We start from the raw sequence: 20,958 nt of genomic DNA, 5'->3' as shown, positions 1-20,958 counted from the left end.
ACTTGGCGGTTTGTGCCGGTGTCGGGCCTGTTTCTTCGGCGGTAGGTAAACCTTCTTCTACCGCATCCAGACTCCTGCGTCACCCCTTCCTGAAGCGAGCCGCGCCGGGTGCGCCTGCACTCGCCCTTCGGGCTCCTTCCGACGCACCCGGTACCGCCCATCGGGGCCCGCACTAGTCATCACGAAGCAGCTCCGAACATCAGACCCGCTTCCCGTTTCTGATCGACGCCGCCATCTGGTGTCGGATTCTGACCGCCGTTCACAAGGGCGCGCAAACGGTGACAGAGTTCGCTGCCCGACATTTCGGGCATGCGCCAGTCGGCGACCACCACGTCGACCGGAGATTCGATAAATGAGTCGAGCGCGGACTGGCCGTTGCTTGCGCTCCGCACCTCAAAGCCGTCAGCGGCGCAAATGGCCCTCCTCGCTGCCAGCACCTCCGCATCATCGTCTACCAACAGTACGCTTGCCATACAACGAATGCTCGATGTCCACCATTTCTCATTCGTCTGGCGGATGCGGGGCAAAGTTCACGATTGGCGATCGTTCTGCGCTGTCAGTCTCGGGCTGGACGAGTCTGCGGTCGTGAGGGAGGTAAGAAAAGGAGGTGCTATGCGGTATGCCGTTGAGTAGCGACGGAGTATCGGAAAATTGTACTTGTCTGCGTGGGAGTTGAATACATCGCCGAACGGCCTGCGTCGCTCAAATCAGGAGACACCAGACAGCGAGGAAGGGGGCTGCCCCGGACCTCATTGCATGCGGGCTTCCCGGCGGATTATGTATGCCGCCGCCGATGCCGGGGTCAAACCAGTCCCCGCCTCTCTGACGGAACTCGCCGGCCGTAAAAAGCATGTACGCGTCTTCGGGAGGATGACTATGGGCCGGGTACCGAACATGGGGCGCCATGACGGAAAAACCCAACTGCACGTCATGCCGGCTTTCGGTGCCGCCTGGTCCGCAAATCATGCGTCTCGACGTGTTCGGGGCGCTTCGTCACGTTGCGCTCGATCGGGAGATTGGATTTTTGGCAATCTTCACCGCAGCGCATTTTCTGGCCTATTCCGCCCGCATCGCACGGGCTTTCCTTTGCATAGGATTATTCTTCGATCTGCGGCTCGTGCGTCGATTGTGCGAATTCTCTGCCCTTCCTGCGATCAAGGCGCCTAAAAGAAAGCAACGCGACGAGCGTGAATGCACCCATGATGAAGAAGGTAGGCGGGAAGTCGGCGGTCGCCAGATGCTGCGGCGAGTGGCCGTGAAACCGTGCCGTGAACGTCATGCACAGTGACGCGAAGGCCACGCCGAAACTCATCGACACTTGTTGCAGCATGGTCGAGAGCGCCGTGGCCTTGCTGGAGAAATGCTTGGGAACGTCCGTAAACGTGAGCGTATTGATCGAGATCATCGTCATGGACTGAAATATGCCGCTGATGCAGAAGATGACGAACGTGATCCAATGCGACGTCTGCCCCGTGAACAGGCCGTAACCGGCAAACATGGCCGCCATCAGCACGGTTGAAGTCAGCATGATCGAGCGGAATCCAATCGCCTTGGCAGATCGTTCCATCACCATCCGGACGCCGAACAACCCAACCGAAAGCCCGGCACCCATCAATCCCGACTCGACCGGTGACATTCCACATCCAATCTGCATCCACAACGGAATCAGAATCGGCGTCGAGCCTACCGCGATCCGGACCGGCATACCGCCCAACGTCATTAGGGAAAACGTTTTGATCTTGAAGATGCCGAGCGGAATAATCGCATTGGTTGCATCGCGGCGGTTGTGTATCACATAAGCCGTGAACGAAAGAAAGCCCACGCCAATCATTGCCCATGTAACGGATACGGAAACGAAATTTCGGCCGACCGTTTCGAGGCCGCATATGATTCCGGCCAGGGACAAGCCCATCAACAGGAACCCCGATATGTCGAATCTTTCTTCGACATCTTCCTTGATTGGCGGAACATATTTGAGCGACAGAAAAATACCCAATAAGCCAAACGGGATGTTGAGATAGAAAATCCATCGCCAGGAGGTGAAGGTGGCGAGGATGCCGCCGATCAGCGGTCCTGAGACGCGGCCAGCAGCGCCGGGAATCGTGAACCAGGCCATGGCCGCGACCATCTGGGCCGGAGGGACACTTCGAAGGAGAATCAAACGTCCCACGGGCATCATCATGGCGCCACCCAGGCCTTGCAAGATCCGGAACGCGACGATCTGCTCGAGCGACGTTGCCAGTCCGCACAAGGCGCTGGCCAGAGAAAAGATGCCGATCGCCCAACAGAACATACGCCGGGCGCCCCATCGATCCGCCATCCACCCGCTGGCGGGCAGGAAAACGGCCAGGCTCAACAGGTAGGAGGTGACGGCCATGTTGAGGTGGAGAATCTCCGTGCGCAGAGATATGGCCATCGAGGGCAGTGCCGTGCCTAATACCGAGGTGTCGACCGCCTGAAGGAACATCGGTATGGCGATGATCATCGGAATTAATTGTATTTTGCTCCCGATCGAATCTGACGTGACGGCACTCATATACGTCCTGGTAATCCAATGTAGTGAAAACTGCAGCGATGCGTCTCGCCAGATGCGTGCATGGACGGCGCCGGTCCGGTCGGCCTCTCCACGACGGGTCTCGTCGATCTTAGGTTGCGGCTCGGGTGAAAGACTAATTAAAAAAAGCCCACGAAACTGCGGGCTTTCTTAATGTATCGATCCCGTTTCGGCGGTGATAGGGAGGCCGTGTCAGTCTATGAAGGACATAGTCGCCGTCGCCGCGCGCGTTCTGGCGTCGTCTCCGAGCGTGATCTCGAATCGGCCGCTGCGTTCGGGTTCGAATGCATTGTCGCCACAGACCTTTTCAACGAGCGCAGTCGTGAAACCCGGCATCTCGTCGCCACGCCAGCAGATGTGCAAGTCCGGCCGAATCAGATAGAAATCGCGGTCATAGACGGCGACGTTGTCCATGGCATCACCCAACTCGAGTACCGAGAACGTCGCGCCACGGTCACCGAAAGCCTTGGCAAACGCATCCGGCCCCGCCGTCGGGGTTTTGCGGCACAACAGCGTGAAGTCACCCTGAATCAGATTCTGCAAGGCGCGGCCGTCGTTCAGGCGAATATTGGGAATGCGGGCGCCCGGCAGTGTCGTCGGCACGTAGCCGAATTCGGCCTGGTCCGATTCGTCGTCCACCGGATCTTGCCAAAGAATCGTCGAATTGAGGTATCGGTAGCCCTGTGAGATGCCAAGCAGATTCAAACTGCCTTTGCGATGCTCGGCCTTCCAGTATTCGCCCAAGGCCTGATAATCCTCCGGGGAGATGGCTCCGTTGGAAAGCACTTCGCGGCAGTGTTCGCTCCAGCCACGCCGGACCACATAACCGCGTTCTGAAGTCTTCACATTGCGCCAGCCGATTGGGCGACGCTCAGCTTCATAGGTTTCGAGAAGATGCTTTCCGCCCCATCCCTTCAGCACGGCGGCCAATTTCCAGCTGATGTCGATAGCATCGCCAATGCCCGTGTTCATGCCAAGGCCGCCGATCGGCGTTACCAGATGTGCGGAATCGCCGGCAAGGAAAGTTCGACGGGAAGCGTAACGCTCGGCCAACATAAGACGCATCGTCCAGGGGCCGGCATAAAGCATTTCGTATTTGACGGGGAATCCAACCAGCTCCTCGAAAAGCCTAGGCATCTCACTCACGTCCTCGGCTTCTGCGTGGAGCGTGAATTGCGTGCAGTCGCCCTGCGTGATGAGAAAACCCCATCGGCCATCGGCGCGATAGTAGTGGGCGCCCTTCGGAATGCGTTCGAAGAGTCCTTCGCAGCGGAACTGCGCTTGAATGAAGCGATGAACGTTGGGCTCGCCCCGGAGTTCAATGCCGAGTGCTTGACGAACCGTACTGGCACCCCCATCCGTGCCGACCATATAGGTTGCCGGGACGATTTCCTGTTCGCCTGACGCGTGGCGCAGTTCAGCCGTAACGGCGTTCTCGCCTTCGGTGAAGGATATCAGCTCGCAACCGAATGCAACGCGAACGCCGGGCGTCGATTCGGCGACTTCCCTCAGCAGTGGTTCGATCGCGTATTGCGACACGATCTGGTAGGGCTCGGCCGCCGCCGAGCCATCGTTCGCCATGGCCGTTTGCCGACGTACCTGATTGACAGAAGGCCGGGGGATGCTGGCGATCGGAGGCTCTGCGAGCGTTTTGACGAAGAACGCATCGAGGGGGTCATCGGGGCGATAGCCGATGGCCCTCACACGATCGGCAATCCCGAGCCGGGAGCATATCTCCATGGTTCGCGGATGGCAGCGTTCCATCTTCGGCAGCCCGGAGGCGCGAAGCTGCTTCTCGACGATCAGAACGTGTATGCCGCGTTGTCCCAGATCGATTGCCAGCGTCAGGCCGACCGGCCCGGCGCCGACAATGAGTACTTGCACATCACGCTTCCTGGATGTTTCGGAAATCCTCATCAATGAGCTCCTTTATTCCTTTCGGAAAGAGTCGTGACTCACCCGAACGGCAGGCGATCCTGTCTTTCCAGTGTGACCAGACGGTCGAACAGAACATCCGAACGTCGTTCACCGAGTGAGCGCGTCAGGTTCTTGAACTTGATCGTGATATCGTCGAGCGAGACGGGATTGGTCGGCATGCCCTTGTATTCTGCGCAATCGTTGATCAATACGGATCCGTCGAGAAGCTGGACCGTCATGCGCGTATGGCGAACCGATTTGGTCGGCATGGTCGTGACCCGGACCTTACGGGCCAGCGCACGGATTTCCTGATCATTGACTGATTCGCTGCTGAACGACCGCGGATCGTTCGGATCGCGATACAGCGCCAGTGCGACACAGAAGGGCACGCTGTACTGCCCCTGCATGATATCGAGCGGTTCCGTATTGTCATGCCGCCCGATCAGGCGTTCATTGCCTTCGATGGTGATGTGATGAACTTCGCGCGGATCGAATTTGTGCCGTCCTTGAAGATCGCACGCCGACTGAGTCGCGGTCTGGGCATTCGCGTGACAGGCGTATCGCTTAAGACCCGTACGCAACGTTTCCCAATCCTCGCCCAGATCGGCGGTCAATGCACTCATTTCCTGCGGTAGGTCGCGGCAGTAGGCGTCGAGAAATCCGAACTTTCCATCGAGAATACTCTCGGGCCCTTCGAACCCGGAAGCGGCCAGACGTGCAGCGAGGACACCGGATTCTGCAGCACGACCCGGATGCAGACGTTTGACCATCGAACCGTGCCTGGCCTTGCTGAACGTCATCAGGCCGGAGGTCAGCGAGCCCGCGATGCCCAACGCGTTGGTGAGTCCTTCGGCATCGAGTCCCATCAACAGACCGGCGGCAATCGCTGAACCGAAGGGACCGGTCATGCCAGGTGCGTGGAAACCGATCTTCTCGGGGCTGTGATGGCTGGCCACACCAATGCGCGATGCGACTTCCGTACCCAGGATGAACGCCTTCAAGACCGAAAGACCGTCCGCCTCGGATTCTTCGCCAACGGCTAACGCTGCGGGCGCAATCGTGGCACCCGCATGAACGCCGGCGCTCGGCTCGCGAATGCCGTCCATTTCGAACGCGTGCGCCAGTGCGCCGTTGGCCAATGCAGCCATGGGAGCATGCACACGCATCGAGGCGTTTCCAAGCACCGTGCTCGTGCCGCCAACGCCATAGCGTGCAGCGTATGCCATCACGGCCTTGCTCCACGGGAATTCCGCCCCATAGGTGGCGGCGGCGACGGTATCGATCAGACAGTATTTCGCGTAGGTCAGTACATGATCGCGAATCGGTCGATCACGAAAGTCGACCGCGAAAGACGCCAATGTCTGTGAAGCGGTGAGTGCCATGGCGATTCCAGTTCAGGATACTTGGGTCAGGCGAGTAAGAATGACGTCCTGACCTTCGATTTCGAGGCCTGCGCCAAGCTTTGCGCTTCGGGCGCGCAATTCTTCGAGGACTTCCGTTTCAGCCTTCGGATCGCACAGGTAGGTTTCGTTGTCGTCGTTATGGCGAACAAACCGGAAACTCGTACGCGGACCGGCTTTTTTATCGACGGTGAAATTGGCCATCATGCCGACCCAATCGCCATGCCTCTTGCCGGCGTGGCCCGTGTGGAACGAAAAACTTCCGAGCCCGTAGAAAATCGGCCGTTCCTGGTAGATTTCCACCGGTAGCGAATAGTGAGGCCCGTGGCCAATCACGAGATCGGCACCCGCATCGATCGATACATGAGCCAATTCGGTCATGTATTCGAGGATTTCCTTGTCCAGACCCCAGTGAAGCGAAACGATCGCGATATCGACTTGCTTGCGCAGCTCGGCGACCTGGTCTTTGAGGATTTGTAGATATTTCGGATCGACATACGTATGGATGACCGGAGGCACTCCGGGGCGATTGGGCGTCGGTTGATCCGGTCCAAGACGATGGAAGGCGATCTGATAAGACGTATGACCTTTCAGGGCCGCGACGCCGGGCGTCACCGCCGAGGCTTCGTGGTTCGTCGGCCAATAGACGGCAGTGCGTTGAATGACACCAATGCGTTGGCCGTTACGTTCGACGATCACAGGCGCGCATGCGTCATCGGCATTCCGGCCCGCACCTGTGCGAGGGATGCCGAGTTTTGCGAGGTTGTCGATCGAGGAGAGTATCGCTGTGGCGCCGTAGTTGACGTTGTTCGCGATACCCACAGCCTGGATACCGCCGTCGCGCAGAGCCACACCGGCTGCCGGGTCCGCGAAGAAACCTTCATTGGTACGATTGAGGTCGACGGCTACGCCGTGATCGGGCGCGTACAGGCAGCATTCGAGATTGCTGAAAACGAAATCGGCTGCCTTGAGATCTGCAGTGACCTGACGAAAGGGAACCGAGGGATCGGCGACATTCATGAGATTGATGTCGCCAGTCAATAGAATTTTTACGGCCATGTCCGGATATCCGATTCATTGAGCTATGGGAAAAGTGACCGTCGCATGATGCCCTTCGCGGCTACGAGATGTCGATTGACGAATAGCGAGCTTGCGGTACACGCTTTGGTTAACGATGGGCGCGAGGACCGGCCATCGGCAGGACGCCGGTTCATGAGGACATTAACAAGGTGTTTTAGTGTGGGTACCGCATTACTCAATCGCTTTGCGCAAGCGTTGCTGGCACGATGTCACGGTCTCAGTTTCAATAGCCCCGTGCTCCAGCGCACTTCAAGGATTCGATACTAGAATGACCGATACCACCCACGACAATCCGCAAACGCGCCGAATCGCAGAATTCGTCTCTTCGCTTCAGTATGAGCAGATTCCCCAGGAAGTCATCCGGCGAATCAAGCTCCTGATTCTGGATTCCGCGGGTTGCGCACTCTATGCTGCGTCGCTGCCGTGGAGCCGCATTCTTCAAGAGAGTCTGGCGGCCGTCGATACATCGAAGGGAAGTCGCGTATGGGGTACGAATCAGCGGTTGTCGGCACCGCATGCTGCTCTTGTCAACGGTTCGCAAGTGCAAGGCTTCGAATTGGACGACGTGCATCGCCAGGGCGTGTTGCACGTGGGTGCCGTCGTTCTGCCCGCATTGATCGCGGTCGCCGAAGGCAAGCGCGGCATTACCGGCCGTGACTTCCTGGCTGCCGCTGTCGCCGGTTACGAAATCGGCCCGCGCGTTGGCATTTGTATGGGTCCGGAGCACATCGCCCAAGGCTGGCACTCGGGTGCGACCGTCGGCGTGTTCTCGTCCGCTTCAGGCGCCGCCCGTGCGCTCGGTCTGAGCGCCGAGCAGACCGTCCACGCACTCGGCATCGCCGGTACCCAGGCATCCGGCCTGATGGCGGCCCAGTACGGTGCGATGGTCAAGCGGATGCACGCCGGTCGTGCTTCGCAAAGCGGTCTCTACGGCGCGTTGTTTGCCGCGAAGGGCTTTACCGGGATCATCAACGTTCTCGAAAGCGAATATGGCGGCTTCTGCACGACGCTCTCCCGCTCGACCGATCGTTTCGACAAGGAACAATTGACCGCGGGCCTCGGCCAGGTGTGGCAAACGATGGGCATCGCACTGAAGTTCTATTCGTGCGTGGCCAGCAACCACACGACGCTCGATGCAATCCGGCTGATGCAGGCGGAACGTCCGTTCGATGCGGAAGACGTCGAGAAGGTCATCGTGCGCGGTTCGCAAGTCACGATGGATCACGTCGGCTGGAAATACGTGCCGCAAGGCCTGACGTCGGCGCAGCTCAACCTGCCGTACTGCGTTGCGACGCTGCTTCTCGATGGCGACGTTTTCGTTGCGCAGTTCACCGAAGACAAGGTGGCCGACCCCGATCGTATGCGTATTGCCGAAAAGGTCGAAGTGCGCCACGACGCGGACATCACGGCGCGCGGTTCGAAGTCCCGTCATATGGTGCATGTCGAAGTCTTGCTCAAGGACGGCACGACTCTCAAGCGCACGGTCGAAGCGGGCCGGGGCAACGAAAAGGACTTCGCGAGCGAAGAAGAAGTCATCGCCAAGTTCATGAAGCTTTCGAAGCAGGCGATCCCGGAAGAGCAGGCAAAGCGTCTCGTAGAGTTCATTCTGAACGTCGATCAACAGGCCAGCGTGGCCGAGCTGCCGGATCTGCTCGCGGCCAGGTAAGTGCCCGTAGCTTTCGGCCACACCATGCCAGCTAGATCATCTCTAGCTGGCTTTTTCAGATTGAGAACTACACTGTCGGCGGACAACGCGTCGCCGAAATTGAATCAAGGAGGGAAATACAATGCTGCTCCCGCTTGTCGATCGCACCATCAGCTACGATTTCGTCGGTCCAGAAGATGGACCGGTTGTGATGTTCATGCATTCACTGGCCGCAGACATGGGTCTGTGGGCAGAACAGGTGCCGGCTTTGTTGGCCGCGGGTTATCGGGTGCTTCGTACGGATTTGCGGGGTCATGGTGGCAGCCGTGCAGCCGATGGGCCCTATACCATGGACGCACTCGCGGATGATGTGATCGCAGTCACAGACGCCTTGGGCGTCGAGCGGTTTCACTTCGTTGGTCTGTCGATCGGCGGCGCGATCGGCCAGTCATTGGCACTGCGCTATCCGAATCGTCTGTATTCGGCATTTCTCTGTGATACGCAAAGCGAAAGCTTCCCAGATGCGGCGACGCATTGGGGCAATCGAATCGAGAAGCTCAAGCAGGCCGGCGACGTAGAAGGGCTTGCCGATGACACGATGGGCCGTTGGCTGACGTCGGAGTATCGTGGCAAGCACCAGCTGCGCTGGAATCAGATCCGCGCGACCGTCGCGGGCTGCACGGTGGCGGGCTATATCGGCTGCGCGCAAGCGCTCGCCAACTTCAACTACACCCCGCGTCTCGGCGAAGTGAAGTTGCCGGTGCTCGTCGGTTGTGGCAGCGAAGATCTTAGCGCGACACCCAAAGCAAGTCGCAAGATCGCGTCTCTGTTCGTCAACGGCCGTTTCGAAGAATTTACCGGTGCCAAGCACATTCCGAACGTCGAACAGGGCGATGCATTCAATCAAGTGCTTCTGAACTGGCTAGAGGACGCGCGGAAAGCCGCTTAACGGTCCAAGGCTGAAGTGCACACGGTACTGCGCTTCGGCACTATTGATCATTTCAGAAAGACCCGGGGAAACCCGCGGTGAACCCTTCGCGTGTCGCCGCCGAAGATGCGACTCCTCGCTTTGACGTCCATGGCCGAAGCACCGATATATCGCCGGGTATCGTCAATAAAGTCCGGTTTCCGGATCAATTGATCTCGCCACGCTCACGGTTGAAGCATTGGACACCCGGTTAACAGCATCTCCTAACCTTGGAGGGGGTATTACTCAATCGTGGGGCCCGTGTTTGGCGGCATCATATCGGGCATGAAATATTTCGTTCACGAAGTCATGCGACGCGAGCGATGGGCGATCCCCAACGGAAGTTATAACCGGGTTTAGAGTATGCAATTAACAATGCGCACAAATATGGTGGACTATCCGAATACGTTTGCACTGAAGCAAGGGCGTGGCTGGCGAGAAGTCGAGGCGGACTATCCAGACCTGTTCCCGAACGCTGCCGAACTCGAAGCCGACTACTACGCGTGCACCGGCATTTATCCGATGCATGGCACGATCGTGCTTAAGGATTCGGTGCTGGCCGAGCATCCGTGGATTGCCATGTCGCTCTACGATGCGTTCGCGCAAGCCAAAAAAGAATGGCTTGAACGTCTGGACGCAGATCCGGCACAAGACGCAACCGATAAGCGGTATTCCGAATTGCGCAAAGTCGTCGGGCACGACCCGCTGCCGTACGGTATCAGGGAAAACATCAGGACCATCGAAGCGCTCGAAGCCACGACGTTCAAGCAAGGTCTTACGCCGCGTCGTTTGTCGATCGCGGAGATGTTTGTCGACCCTGACCGTTCCTGATGCGCTCGAGCTTCCCGCCCAGTTAACCGATCTCGCAAGCGTTAGAAAGTTTTTCTCAATAGTCGGACGCCGTTGCAGTTGACATACTATCTATTGATAGATGGACAACTCGCGGCGTCAAGTAAAGCAGTGATGTGATGGGAGAGGCAGGATGGCCGCCGAAACACCGGGGCCGACTCCCGACTTTTACAATGGAGGTAAGACAATGCCGACGAGAACAGGCATCAACGGCGTTCGTAGTGTCCACTTCGGATTGCCGAATCTCGAAGAAGCCGCGCGCTTTTACGAACAGGATTGGGGTCTCAAGGTAGTATCGGCTTCGCCCGATAGCGTTTATCTGCGGGGCACGGGGCGGGACTTCTATACGCTGGCGCTTCATCGGTTTCCGGCGCCCCAATTGCTGCGCATCGATCTCACGATCGAATCGAAGGAACAGGCCGATGCGCTCTTCGCATCACTCCGGGATTCGGGCGTGGAAACGACGGACACGGTCGGTCCCCTCGATGACATCGGCGGCGGCTATGGGTTTTCGTTCCGTGACCCGGACGAAGGCCGCGTTTTTCGGGTCGTTGCGCAACCGAAGCAACATGCTGACTACGCAACCCAGGCCGATCGTCCGGGCAAGGTGTCGCACATTGTGCTGAATAGTCCTGATCGTGAGGCAAAATTCTTTGTCGAGAAACTCGGCTTCCGCGTCATCGACCAAAGCAAAACCATTACATTCCTGAACTGCAATTCGGACCATCACAGTCTCGCGCTGTTCATTTCGAAGTCGAGCTCGTACAACCACCTGGCATTCGAAATGCAGGATATCAATTCGGTGATGTCCGCCGCCGGAAGCATGACGGAAGCCGGTCACGCAATCGGCTGGGGCGTCGGCCGCCATGGTCCTTGCGATAACGTCTTCTGTTATTTCGTCGGACCGGGCGGCTTTATCGTCGAATACACGGCTGAAGTCGAGCAGGTTGACGAGACCTACAAGTTCAAGGGTCCGGACGAGTGGGGTTTTCCGAAAGGGCGTCGCGATCAATGGGGCCTGGCACGCCCCACGCCGGCGTTCCATGCCCCTGAAACGAGCGTGCCTTTCTCAACGGCGCTGTTCCTGAAATAGAACGGACGAGCACCTGCTGGGCTCCGCCCGGTGCCATGAATACGTGGGACCGAATCTGATGCCAGGTTCGGCCTGTTGAAGTTTCCGCAGACCGGCGTTCAACGCCGAGCCACTTAAAACACCGGATTGGCTTGCGAACGCTCCGCCTCACTTATCTGTTTGGCTGCGCCTTCAAGGCAGTCCATCATCAATTCTGTTGCCGCGCTAAAAGGACGATTCCGGTTCCACATCATGCCGGTCGCTCGCAACATCGGAGGAAGCGTCAGGGGCAGGACAGCGAGCGGCTGAAATTTATCTCGCGCAGCTGTAATCGCGAGTACCGAAACCGCATCGCTGCAATAGAGATACGAACGTGCAACCTGAACCGACATCGTCTCAATGTAGTTCTTCGGGAATTCGAGTCCTTGCATCTCAAGGATGCGCTCAAAGGGTTCACGCATTTGCGAGGCATAGGAAGGCAATACCCATGGATACGGCTGCAAATCGGACCATTGAAGATGTTTGCGTTTCGCCAGAGGATGATGAGGGCCCGTGACGATTACCAGTCGTTCTTCCAGCAGGGGCTTCTCATCGAAGCCACTCGACGGGGGAACGGCTGGCAAGCGGCCGACTATCAGGTCGATTTTCCCCTCCCACAATTGTGGCAGCAGAAGCGGGCGAGTGCCTTCGATAACCTGGGCGTTCGTGTTCGGCGAGCGTTGCTTCAACAGGCGTAATGCCCTGGGGACGAGCACAGAACTCGATGCCGGATACACGCCGATATTAATTTTTCCGCCCGAGCCGTTGTACAGCGAATTGAGTTCGTCGCGCACCTGCTGTACGTCGGTCAGTATGTTGCGTGCGTGTCGAATCAGACACTCACCATACGCGGTTGCGCGTATGCCTTGAGAGGTACGGACGAAAAGATCGAGACCCAATCCCCTTTCAAGCTCGGCTAGCGATCTCGACACCGCCGGCAATGTTACGTGGGTTGCCTCGGCGACTCTTTTCAAGCTTCCGAGATCGTCCAGCATGACCAATAACCTGAGATGGCGAGTCTTCAGATTGAGGTGAAGATACCAGTCGAGCTGTGTCGGCATAACGGTTCACGAGATAGTTAATCGCGCTTGAGTTTAACTTGCGCCACTCGAAGGTCGCAACATCAACAATTTTCTCTCCGTGGAAGACGTTTTGGACAAGGTAGGGACTTGTACTTATATCGGGTATGCCCGAATGTAAATCGACAAATAACGCCGCACGGTCAATCTCCCCTCAGTTTTGGCGCTATTCCGGTGCGGGAAAACCCGAGGAAATCCGGGCTTTTACGGCGAATTTTCTCGACGCACTGGCGTGCGGAAAATGGCGTCGCACGTGCTATGGACGCGGTACGCGCACCATTTTCTTTCGGCTCTCGATTTCTTATATGAATGTATCAGCGCGGCTAAAGTTTTCGGCTGAATTGTTGAATTGTTGCGTTGTCGTTGGCGCCATATAGTCATCTCACATTTTTAACGACGTCTCTGGAAGGAAAAGCCATGCTAACGAAATGCCGCATCGCAATTGTCGGTGGCGGACTTGCGGGAACTGCAACTGCAAATGCACTGAAGACCTTCGGCATCGATGCCGATCTTTTCGAAGCAGCGCCCGCATTGGGAGAAATTGGCGCAGCGGTGAGCTGCAGCCCGCAAGCGGTCAAGGCACTGTGGGGTCTGGGCGCCAAGGAGGCAGTGGATGCAGTGGGTCACCGTTCGCCTGGCGAATATATGCTTCAGATGCAAACGGGTGAGTTCATTCAATCGCGTGACCGCTTCAAGCTCGCCGAAAAGTGGGGCGCGCCTTATTACTCGTTCCACCGTGCCGATCTGCTCGACGCACTCGCATCGACCGTGGACAAATCACACATCCATCTCGGTCATCGTCTGGTGAGCGCTGAAGTGCGCGAAGACTGCGTCGTACTCAAGTTCGAGAACGGCAACGTGGTGGAAGCGGAATATGTGATCGGTGCAGACGGCGTGAAATCGGTGCTTCGCCAGACGCTCTACGGCGACGACAAACCGACCTATACCGGCCAGATGGCATGGCGTGCGCTGCTCAACGCGAGCATCGTGCCGGAAGACATCCTGGCGCCGAACGGCCACGTCGAATGGGTCGGGCCGGGCGCTCATATTCGCGCGTACTACATCCGCAACAAGACGATGGTCAACATCGTCACGCAGCAGGATACCGGCGATTGGGTTGAAGAAACGTGGAACGGCAAGGGCAATCCGGACGATATGCGTGCCAGCTTCCCGAATCCGGAGCCGCGCCTGAAGCGGCTGCTCGACCTCGTGACCGACTGCATGAAGTGGGGCCTGTTCGCACGCCCGATCAACGACAACTGGGGCTTCGGCCGTGTCCAGCTGATCGGCGATTCCGCGCACGCCATGGTGCCGAACGCGGGCCAGGGCGCCTGCCAGGCATTCGAAGATGCCTACATTCTCGGTCGCTGGCTGTCGTCGGGTTGCTCGGTCGAGGAAGCATTTGAGAACTTCCGTCGCGTTCGCATTCCGCGTGTGCACGGCGTGCAACGTTTCTCGCTGACCAACCTGCGATTCAAGCACATGAAGGACACGCAAGCGCAGAAAGCTCAAGTCGATCAACACGGCTCCTCGCACCAATACGCCAAGAACGACTGGCTGTACGGCTTCGATCCGGTGACGCAATGGGATCAAACGCCTTACGTCAACGAGTTGTACGCCGATGGCCCGAATGCCGAGACCGAATGGAAAGTCTGAGCCTAATCCGAACCTGACTACCCGATATGAAAATCTGCCGTTATAACGATGGCCAAGCAGGCCTGATCGAAGGTGGCGTCGTTTATCCGCTGAGCGAAGCCCTCGCGACTGCGGGTGTCACGCGCCGAGGCGCATCGATGAGCGAGATCATCGAGGCACTTGCAAACAATCCGGAAGCAGAGGTTGCACTCGGCATCGCGCGTCGAGGTGAATCCGTGCCGTTGTCGGAGGTGAAGCTGCTGGCGCCTACGGACAATCCACCGGCGATCTGGGCGGCAGCGGCGAACTACCGCTCGCACCAAACTGAAATGACCGGCCGCGTGCAGGCCTATGACCGGTCGAAGCTGACGGCCGATGAATTGATGGCCGAAGTGTTTCTGAAGCCGGCGTCGTCGCTCGTCGGCCCCGGGGGCACGGTGGTCCTGCCGAAAGTCGCCAGGCATGTCGACTACGAATGCGAGCTCGCTCTCATCATCGGCCGCGATGCGAAGAATGTCAGTGCCGAATGCGCACTCGACTACGTGTATGCCTACACGATGTGCTGGGACATCAGCACGCGTGATCCGTGGGGTCATGGCGTTCACAACACACGCAACATCCGCAAGGGCTTCGATACGTTCTGCGGCCTCGGGCCGTGGTTTGTGACCAAGGATGAAGTGGGCGAGCCGCAGGATCTGTTGATCGACGTGGATCAGAACGGCAAGCAGGTGATGCATGCGCACACGGCCGACATGATCAACGGCGTTCGCGACCTGATCCGCTTCCTGACCATGGACCGTACGCTGAAGGCAGGCACAGTGATCACGACCGGGACGTCCGCAGGCGTGTCGCAGTTGTTCCACGGCGACAAGCTGAAGGGCACGATTTCCAAGGTCGGAACGATGGAACTCGACGTCGTCGACGCCAGCTAACACGCTTTTCAAGGTTAAACGCCATGCTACTTCGTTCGCGTGACCGCGTTACCAGCTATGACCTTGTCGGTCCGGAAGACCGACCGGTGGCCATGCTATGTCACCCGCTTGCGGCCGATATGGGGCTCTGGGCGGAACAAGTCCCGGCACTGCTGGCCGCGGGTTATCGCGTCTTGCGTACGGATCTGCGTGGACACGGTGGTAGTTCTGCGACGCCGGCCCCTTATTCGATCGACTTGTTGGCGGATGACATCATTGAAGTCCTCGACGCAACGAAAATCGAGCGCATTCATTTCGTCGGCCTGTCGATCGGCGGGATGATCGGACAGTCGCTGGGCCTGCGACATGGGGATCGCTTGCATTCGCTGTTGCTCTCCGATACCCAGTCGGAGTCTCCGGCGGATGCAGCCACGTTCTGGGACCCGATGATCGAGGCGATCAATGCGGCCGGGTCACTGGAGCCGATCGCCGACAAGACGATGGCGCGATGGCTCACCGCTGGTTATCAGGCGGCAAATCCGGGCCGCTGGAAGCAGATTCGCGACACCGTGGCGTGTTGTACGCCGATGGGCTACATCGGTTGTGTTCGGGCCATCGGCAATTTCACCTTCACCGATCGTTTGCATACCGTGCAGACGCCAGTTCTCGTTGCATGTGGAACCGAAGACCCGAGGGCGACCCCGGAAGAAAGTCGTTACATGGCAAGCCTGTTTCCCACCGGGTGTTACGAGGGATTCGAGGGCGCCAGGCACATTCCTAACGTGGAGCAATCCGAAGCATTTAATCGGGTGCTCGTGGCGTGGCTCGCCCATGTCAAGCGATAAGACATCTCCATGGCATTACAGCCATTGAGCGAACTGCTGCCGGTGCCGGGCTTCGCACACATCGCGTATGAGGAATTGAGGATAGCCGTTGCAAAAACCCGCCTCAAGTGCCTCGTCGATACATCCTTTCGCGAACGGGTCATTAGCACATAGGGCGAAGCCATTCTTGCGGGGGAGATATCGCAAGGAAACACGTGGATCGGATTCCATTCACTACATAAAGGTTTACTAAGAATAGACCACCAGGAGACATAGATGGCAAGTCTGTCGATAGAGAAGGACAAAAGCGTGACGCGGCTCTCTGCGGCGACACGCATGAACTACATCGAATTCATCGACGAATCGCCGATGAACCCGATGCTGTGGGTTTTGCTCATTGGCTGTATGGTCGCGCAGATACTGGATGGCTTCGAGAATCAAACGATCTCGTTTGCGCTTCCGCTGCTCTCCAAAGAGTTCGCCATCGATCATTTGCAGGCTGGCGTGATTGGCTCGGTGACGAATCTCGGACTGTTCTTCGGTGCATTGCTGGTCGCGCCGTGGGCGGACAAGATCGGCCGCAAACCGATCCTGCAATGGGCAATCTTTTTCTATGCGTTCGGCACTATGCTTGCCGCGCTTGCTCCAACCTATAACACGCTGCTTTGCGCACGTTTCATCGCCGGTCTGGGCATGGCCGCGGAATTTCCGGCTGCATTCGCACTGTTGTCTGAAATGGCCCCGCGGCGACTTCGCCATATTTTCGTCGGTTGCGGATCGATCGCGTATGCGTCGGGCTGGACCGTGTGCGCAATCGTCGCGACACTCGTCATTCCGGCATCTGGCTGGCGTGCGCTTCTGTGGGTCGGCGTCCTTCCCGCGTTGATGATCTTTTTCGTTCGTCGATATATCCCGGAATCGGTGCGCTTTCTGCTCTCGCAAGGCCGCACGGAGGAGGCCGGTCAGATCGTTCGGCGACTTGCCGACATATCCGGCTATCGAGATATCGAACTCGTGGCGCCGCCTGCCACGGCCAAGGCAGAAAGAATCACCTGGCGTCGGCAATTTTCGCTGCTGCGTCTTTCGGCCGTCACCATCGCGGTGTTCGCACTGTTCCAGCTTGCAAACAACGTTCAGGTGACCGGCGTGGGTCATTGGCTGCCGTCGATTTTCGTGAAGCAGGGTTTCACGCTGACGAAGAGCTTCAGATTCACCATGATCGTGCTGGTCGCTACGCCGATCGGTCAGGTGCTAGGCATGTGGCTTCAGGACAGAATGCCACGTAAGTGGGCAATCCTGCTGTTCTCGGCGCTGAGCGCGGTCTGCTTCGTCGGCTTTGGCCTGTCGTTCGAATATAAGGCTCCGGTCCCGGTGATCCTCGGCTTCAACATCGGCTACTCGTTCTTCTCGGGCGCTGTAATGCCGGTCTTCTTTACGATGAGCAATGAGCTGTACGACACACGGATTCGTGCGCTGTCGGCAGCACTCATTCTCGCAGGCGCCCGTTGCGGATCGATTACGGGCCCGCTCGTTCTGGGTTGGTTGCTGATGCTTGGAACCGAGATCCACCAGATCATCTACTACTTCTCGATGCCGTTGCTGGCTGCGGCAATCATCCTCCTGTTCGTGATCCGGGGTGATAGTCGCCAGAAGTCGCTTGATGATGTGCCCCTCGGACACTAAAAGAACGGTGTCCAGGAGGTGTTGCAGTGTATTCGCGGCACTTCCCGGTATTTCTTATAAACAGAAGTTTGGAGACAGAAAATGAAAAAGACCCTGATCGCCATCGCGGCGGCGTCGTTGGTGAGCACCGCCGCGATGGCACAGAGCAGCGTGACGCTGTATGGCATCGTCGATGCGGGTGTTCAATGGACGAATCACAATCTGACGAGTAAGGGCGGCGGTGCATCGACGTTTGCGGTCGAATCGGGCGGCGCTTCGACGTCGCGTTGGGGCCTTCTGATTCGCGAGGATCTCGGCGGTGGTATGGCGGCAGTTGCGAACCTCGAAAACGGGTTCGACGCCACGAAAGGCACGATCAATAATGGGGGGCGTCTTTTCGGTCGTTCTGCATACGTCGGCCTGAAGTCCAAGACATACGGTCAATTGACATTCGGTCGTATCAAGACGGCGGTATACGAGTTCGGTGTTCTGTATGACGCCGTGGGGCCTGCTACCTGGTCGGCTTCCGTTCTCGATTCGGCAATCGTAGGTCGTGCAGACAACGCTGTGAACTACGAGGGTAGCTTCAAGATTGGTGGCGGCAAGCTCGGCATCAAGAACCTGTACAGCTTCGGATACGATACGGTCGCGGGTGCGGGCCCAGTTGCCGGCGACTACAAGATCGGCAAGGAAGAAAGCCTGATGCTGACCTACGATTACGGCGCGGCGAACATCGGTCTGCTTTACGACGCGCAGAACGGCAATACGGTGGCGGCACGGAATAACCGAGTCTCGCGTTATGGCGTGGGTCTCTCGTATGACTTCAAGCCGATTCAACTGATCGCCGCATATCGTCTCTATACGCAGCGCGCCGCGGTCAATACGTCGGAAGCGCTCTACTGGCTGGCTGCACGTTATCTCGTAACGCCATTCGCGAACGTCGATGCGGCCGTGTACTACGTGGACGATCGCAACACGGGTCATGGGAAGCCGGTGATGGTGTCTATCATCGGAAGCTATCTGCTGTCCAAGCAAACGGACATCTATCTGAACGTCGCGATGGTCGCGAACAAGTCGAATAGCAGCCTCGGCCTTGCCGGGTATAACACCGCTACGGAAGGCGCATTGCAGACGGGTGTGATGATGGGTGTGAGACACCGCTTCTAATATCGGTTAGCTCCGGTAACACGTCCGGTGAGCAACGACCGGACGTGTGAATTGAAATGCAGATAAGGAGACGATAAATGATTCGTGTATGGAAATTCGCGTCGCTAATACTTTTCGGTATTGTCGGAGTCGCCTACGCACAGCAACCGGCTGACCCCGACGATGCGCTGAAGGACCAGCTCGTTCTGGCGTACAAGATTCTGGTTCACGAACATGTGCTCGACGGTTTCGGCCATGTCAGTGTGCGTTCAGCGAAAGACCCGAACATATTTTTGATGCCGCGTGCAATGCCGCCTTCGCTAGTCACCAAGGACGACATTCTTGAAGTGCGCGTGTCCGACAGCCAGCCGGTCGATCCGCGTGGCCGCAAGCTCAATGGCGAGCGCTATATCCACGGTGAGATCTACAAGGCACACCCGAACATCAACGCGGTGATTCACTCGCACTCGCAAGCGGTCATCCCGCTCAGCCTGACCGATATCCCGCTCAAGCCGGTGATCGCGCAAGCCGGCTTCCTGCCGCTGGAAACCAAAACATTTGAAATTCGTGATGTCCAAGGTAAGGATGGCACGGGTATGCAAGTCACGGACATGAAACGCGGTGCCGCACTGGCGAATGAACTCGGCAACGATCCCGTGATCTTGATGCGTGGTCACGGCGACACGGTGGTTGGCCGGTCGCTCAAGCAGGCCGTCGTGTTTGCCACCTACGTCGATGTCGATGCCCGCATGCAGATGCAAGCGATGCTTCTGTCGAAGAACATCGTGACGATGGACAAGGCGGAACTCTTCTCCGAAAAGGACTTCGACATCAACCGTCCGTGGCAGTACATGCTGTCCAAAACCATGACGCCCGATGAAATTGCGAAGATCGACCATTCGCAATTCGGCCTCGAACAGACGCAGAAGAAGCAGTAATCTTCGAACACCTCTGTCACCGGAACGGGAGATCGGTATGTCTTTGTTCGGGCGTTGTCAGGTTGCGTGACTCGTCGGATAAGATGGCGCGATGAAGAAATCGAAATCGCTATATCACGGTCACCGTTTCCCGGCTGGTGTCATCAGCTGCGCTGTTCGATGGTATTTCCGCTTCCAGTTGAGCCTGCGCGACATCGAGGAACTGCTTTTCGAGCGCGGCGTGATCGTGACATACGAGACGATCCGATGCTGGTGTGACAAGTTTGGTAAGGGCTTTGCTCATCGGGTGAAAGCGGTGCGACGCAAGCCGGGTAGCACGTGGCACCTCGACGAGATGTTCGTCACGCTTCGTGGCGACCCGTGCCTGCTGTGGCGTGCGGTCGACGAGCATGGCGCCGAACTCGACATCCTGCTGCAAAAGCGGCGCGACAAAGCCGCTGCCAAACGCTTCTTCAAGCGTGTGCTGCGTTCGAGCCCGGTACCGCGCAGGATCGTCACCGATCAGTTGCGCAGCTATCCGGCGGCAAAAGCCGAGATCCCGGAACTTGCAAACGTGAAGCACGTGTTTGTCAAAGCGGCAGCTCGGCTGAACAACCGCGCAGAGAATAGCCACCAACCGACACGTGAGCGCGAGCGTCGCATGCGCGGCTTTCGCGACCCGAAACGCACCCAGAAATTTCTCTCGTGCTTCGGACCGATCAGGCAACATTTCGCGCTCAAGCGGCATTTGCTGCGCGCTTCACTCTATCGCACACAACTCGCAGCCCGGTTCGTTGAATGGCGCGAATTCGCCGAACTCGCCCAAAATCCGTCGACCGCTTTCTGATACTCGTCACACCTGCCGTCGCGCCGTCTCACTCTCGGTAACTTGACAATGCCGTGGACAGGAAAGCTGGCGTTACTGCGACTTCCCGGACGGCACGGGTGCGCGGTGGCCACCTCGAGCGGCACCTGCGCCCGCCGACAAGCGGCTCGTGCCCACTGGCGCATGCGCCGGGTGCCGCGCGAAGTCAGCACGCGCCCGTGCGAACGGTGTCCGGCAACGGAGGCCGGACAGCCACAATCTGCTGAACCACCATTTGCGCCGCCCACGGCACGGCGGGCCTGAAAAATTCCGGCCGCGCACCCGCGCCGCGACTATCCTGTAGAGGTGGTCCGTGCCAGCGACACGGTGACCGCAAACGGAGCAAGGGCGGGGCTGGCGGGTGACTGGCCGCCCGTCCTTGCTCCGCCATCACCG

Annotated in this window: 16 protein-coding genes and 2 pseudogenes; 11 read left to right on the top strand and 7 right to left on the bottom strand. The window is 58.0% G+C overall.

Annotated elements, in window-relative coordinates; all coding sequences use genetic code 11:
• Positions 1 to 179: 179 nt before the first annotated feature.
• The 6 genes and pseudogenes from AC57B1_RS00555 to AC57B1_RS00530 form a co-directional block, all read right to left on the bottom strand.
• Positions 180 to 473 (bottom strand): response regulator, encoded by a 294-nt coding sequence (locus AC57B1_RS00555; protein WP_496416260.1) that lies wholly within the window; start codon positions 471 to 473, stop codon positions 180 to 182.
• A 229-nt stretch (positions 474 to 702) separates the two neighbouring features.
• Positions 703 to 966, bottom strand: a pseudogene (locus tag AC57B1_RS00550) (dimethylsulfonioproprionate lyase family protein); the annotation flags it as partial.
• 130 nt (positions 967 to 1,096) lie between these two features.
• A complete protein-coding gene (locus tag AC57B1_RS00545; RefSeq protein WP_046565342.1) occupies positions 1,097 to 2,536 on the bottom strand; it encodes an MFS transporter in 1,440 nt (479 codons plus the stop codon).
• A gap of 210 nt (positions 2,537 to 2,746) precedes the next feature.
• Positions 2,747 to 4,471, bottom strand: a complete 1,725-nt coding sequence (locus AC57B1_RS00540) for an FAD-dependent monooxygenase (protein WP_082094234.1) — start codon at positions 4,469 to 4,471, stop codon at positions 2,747 to 2,749.
• 38 nt (positions 4,472 to 4,509) lie between these two features.
• A complete protein-coding gene (locus AC57B1_RS00535) occupies positions 4,510 to 5,853 on the bottom strand; it encodes an MmgE/PrpD family protein (protein WP_046565340.1) in 1,344 nt (447 codons plus the stop codon).
• Between the two features lie 12 nt (positions 5,854 to 5,865).
• Positions 5,866 to 6,930, bottom strand: a complete 1,065-nt coding sequence (locus tag AC57B1_RS00530) for a CapA family protein (protein WP_052719583.1) — start codon at positions 6,928 to 6,930, stop codon at positions 5,866 to 5,868.
• A gap of 289 nt (positions 6,931 to 7,219) precedes the next feature.
• Between AC57B1_RS00530 and AC57B1_RS00525 the strand changes: the two genes are divergently transcribed.
• The 4 genes and pseudogenes from AC57B1_RS00525 (at position 7,220) to AC57B1_RS00510 (ending at position 11,505) form a co-directional block, all read left to right on the top strand.
• Positions 7,220 to 8,617, top strand: coding sequence for an MmgE/PrpD family protein (locus tag AC57B1_RS00525; RefSeq protein WP_046565339.1), 1,398 nt, complete (start codon positions 7,220 to 7,222; stop codon positions 8,615 to 8,617).
• A 121-nt stretch (positions 8,618 to 8,738) separates the two neighbouring features.
• Positions 8,739 to 9,545 (top strand): alpha/beta fold hydrolase, encoded by an 807-nt coding sequence (locus AC57B1_RS00520; protein ID WP_046565337.1) that lies wholly within the window; start codon positions 8,739 to 8,741, stop codon positions 9,543 to 9,545.
• Positions 9,546 to 9,992: 447 nt separating this feature from the next.
• Positions 9,993 to 10,394, top strand: a pseudogene (locus tag AC57B1_RS00515) (ABC transporter substrate-binding protein); the annotation flags it as partial.
• Between the two features lie 205 nt (positions 10,395 to 10,599).
• Entirely contained in the window at positions 10,600 to 11,505 is a 906-nt protein-coding gene (locus tag AC57B1_RS00510) for a VOC family protein (protein ID WP_046565335.1), read from the top strand.
• 113 nt (positions 11,506 to 11,618) lie between these two features.
• Here the strand turns inward: AC57B1_RS00510 and AC57B1_RS00505 are convergent, their stop codons facing one another.
• On the bottom strand, positions 11,619 to 12,584 hold the full coding sequence (locus AC57B1_RS00505; protein ID WP_046565333.1) for a LysR substrate-binding domain-containing protein: 966 nt from the start codon (positions 12,582 to 12,584) through the stop codon (positions 11,619 to 11,621).
• 435 nt (positions 12,585 to 13,019) lie between these two features.
• On the opposite strand from AC57B1_RS00505, the gene AC57B1_RS00500 reads away from it, so the two are divergent.
• The 7 genes from AC57B1_RS00500 (at position 13,020) to AC57B1_RS00470 (ending at position 20,544) form a co-directional block, all read left to right on the top strand.
• Positions 13,020 to 14,258: an FAD-dependent monooxygenase gene (locus AC57B1_RS00500; RefSeq protein ID WP_046565331.1), complete on the top strand. Its 1,239-nt coding sequence runs from the start codon at positions 13,020 to 13,022 to the stop codon at positions 14,256 to 14,258.
• 26 nt (positions 14,259 to 14,284) lie between these two features.
• Positions 14,285 to 15,169: a fumarylacetoacetate hydrolase family protein gene (locus AC57B1_RS00495; RefSeq protein ID WP_052719582.1), complete on the top strand. Its 885-nt coding sequence runs from the start codon at positions 14,285 to 14,287 to the stop codon at positions 15,167 to 15,169.
• A 23-nt stretch (positions 15,170 to 15,192) separates the two neighbouring features.
• Positions 15,193 to 15,993, top strand: a complete 801-nt coding sequence (locus tag AC57B1_RS00490) for an alpha/beta fold hydrolase (protein ID WP_046565330.1) — start codon at positions 15,193 to 15,195, stop codon at positions 15,991 to 15,993.
• A 255-nt stretch (positions 15,994 to 16,248) separates the two neighbouring features.
• On the top strand, positions 16,249 to 17,655 hold the full coding sequence (locus AC57B1_RS00485; RefSeq protein ID WP_046565329.1) for an MFS transporter: 1,407 nt from the start codon (positions 16,249 to 16,251) through the stop codon (positions 17,653 to 17,655).
• An 81-nt stretch (positions 17,656 to 17,736) separates the two neighbouring features.
• Positions 17,737 to 18,801 (top strand): porin, encoded by a 1,065-nt coding sequence (locus tag AC57B1_RS00480; protein WP_046565327.1) that lies wholly within the window; start codon positions 17,737 to 17,739, stop codon positions 18,799 to 18,801.
• 77 nt (positions 18,802 to 18,878) lie between these two features.
• Positions 18,879 to 19,718 carry a class II aldolase/adducin family protein gene (locus AC57B1_RS00475; RefSeq protein ID WP_496416259.1) on the top strand — a complete coding sequence of 280 codons (840 nt, stop codon included), beginning with the start codon at positions 18,879 to 18,881 and terminating at the stop codon, positions 19,716 to 19,718.
• A 91-nt stretch (positions 19,719 to 19,809) separates the two neighbouring features.
• Positions 19,810 to 20,544 (top strand): IS6 family transposase, encoded by a 735-nt coding sequence (locus AC57B1_RS00470; RefSeq protein WP_046565325.1) that lies wholly within the window; start codon positions 19,810 to 19,812, stop codon positions 20,542 to 20,544.
• The last annotated feature ends 414 nt before the right edge of the window (positions 20,545 to 20,958 follow it).

It is taken from the genome of Paraburkholderia sp. BGA-UO-ETr-F21 (assembly GCF_059567925.1).
Note: the sequence above shows the minus strand (reverse complement) of the source record. Positions and strands in the feature narration are given on the sequence as shown.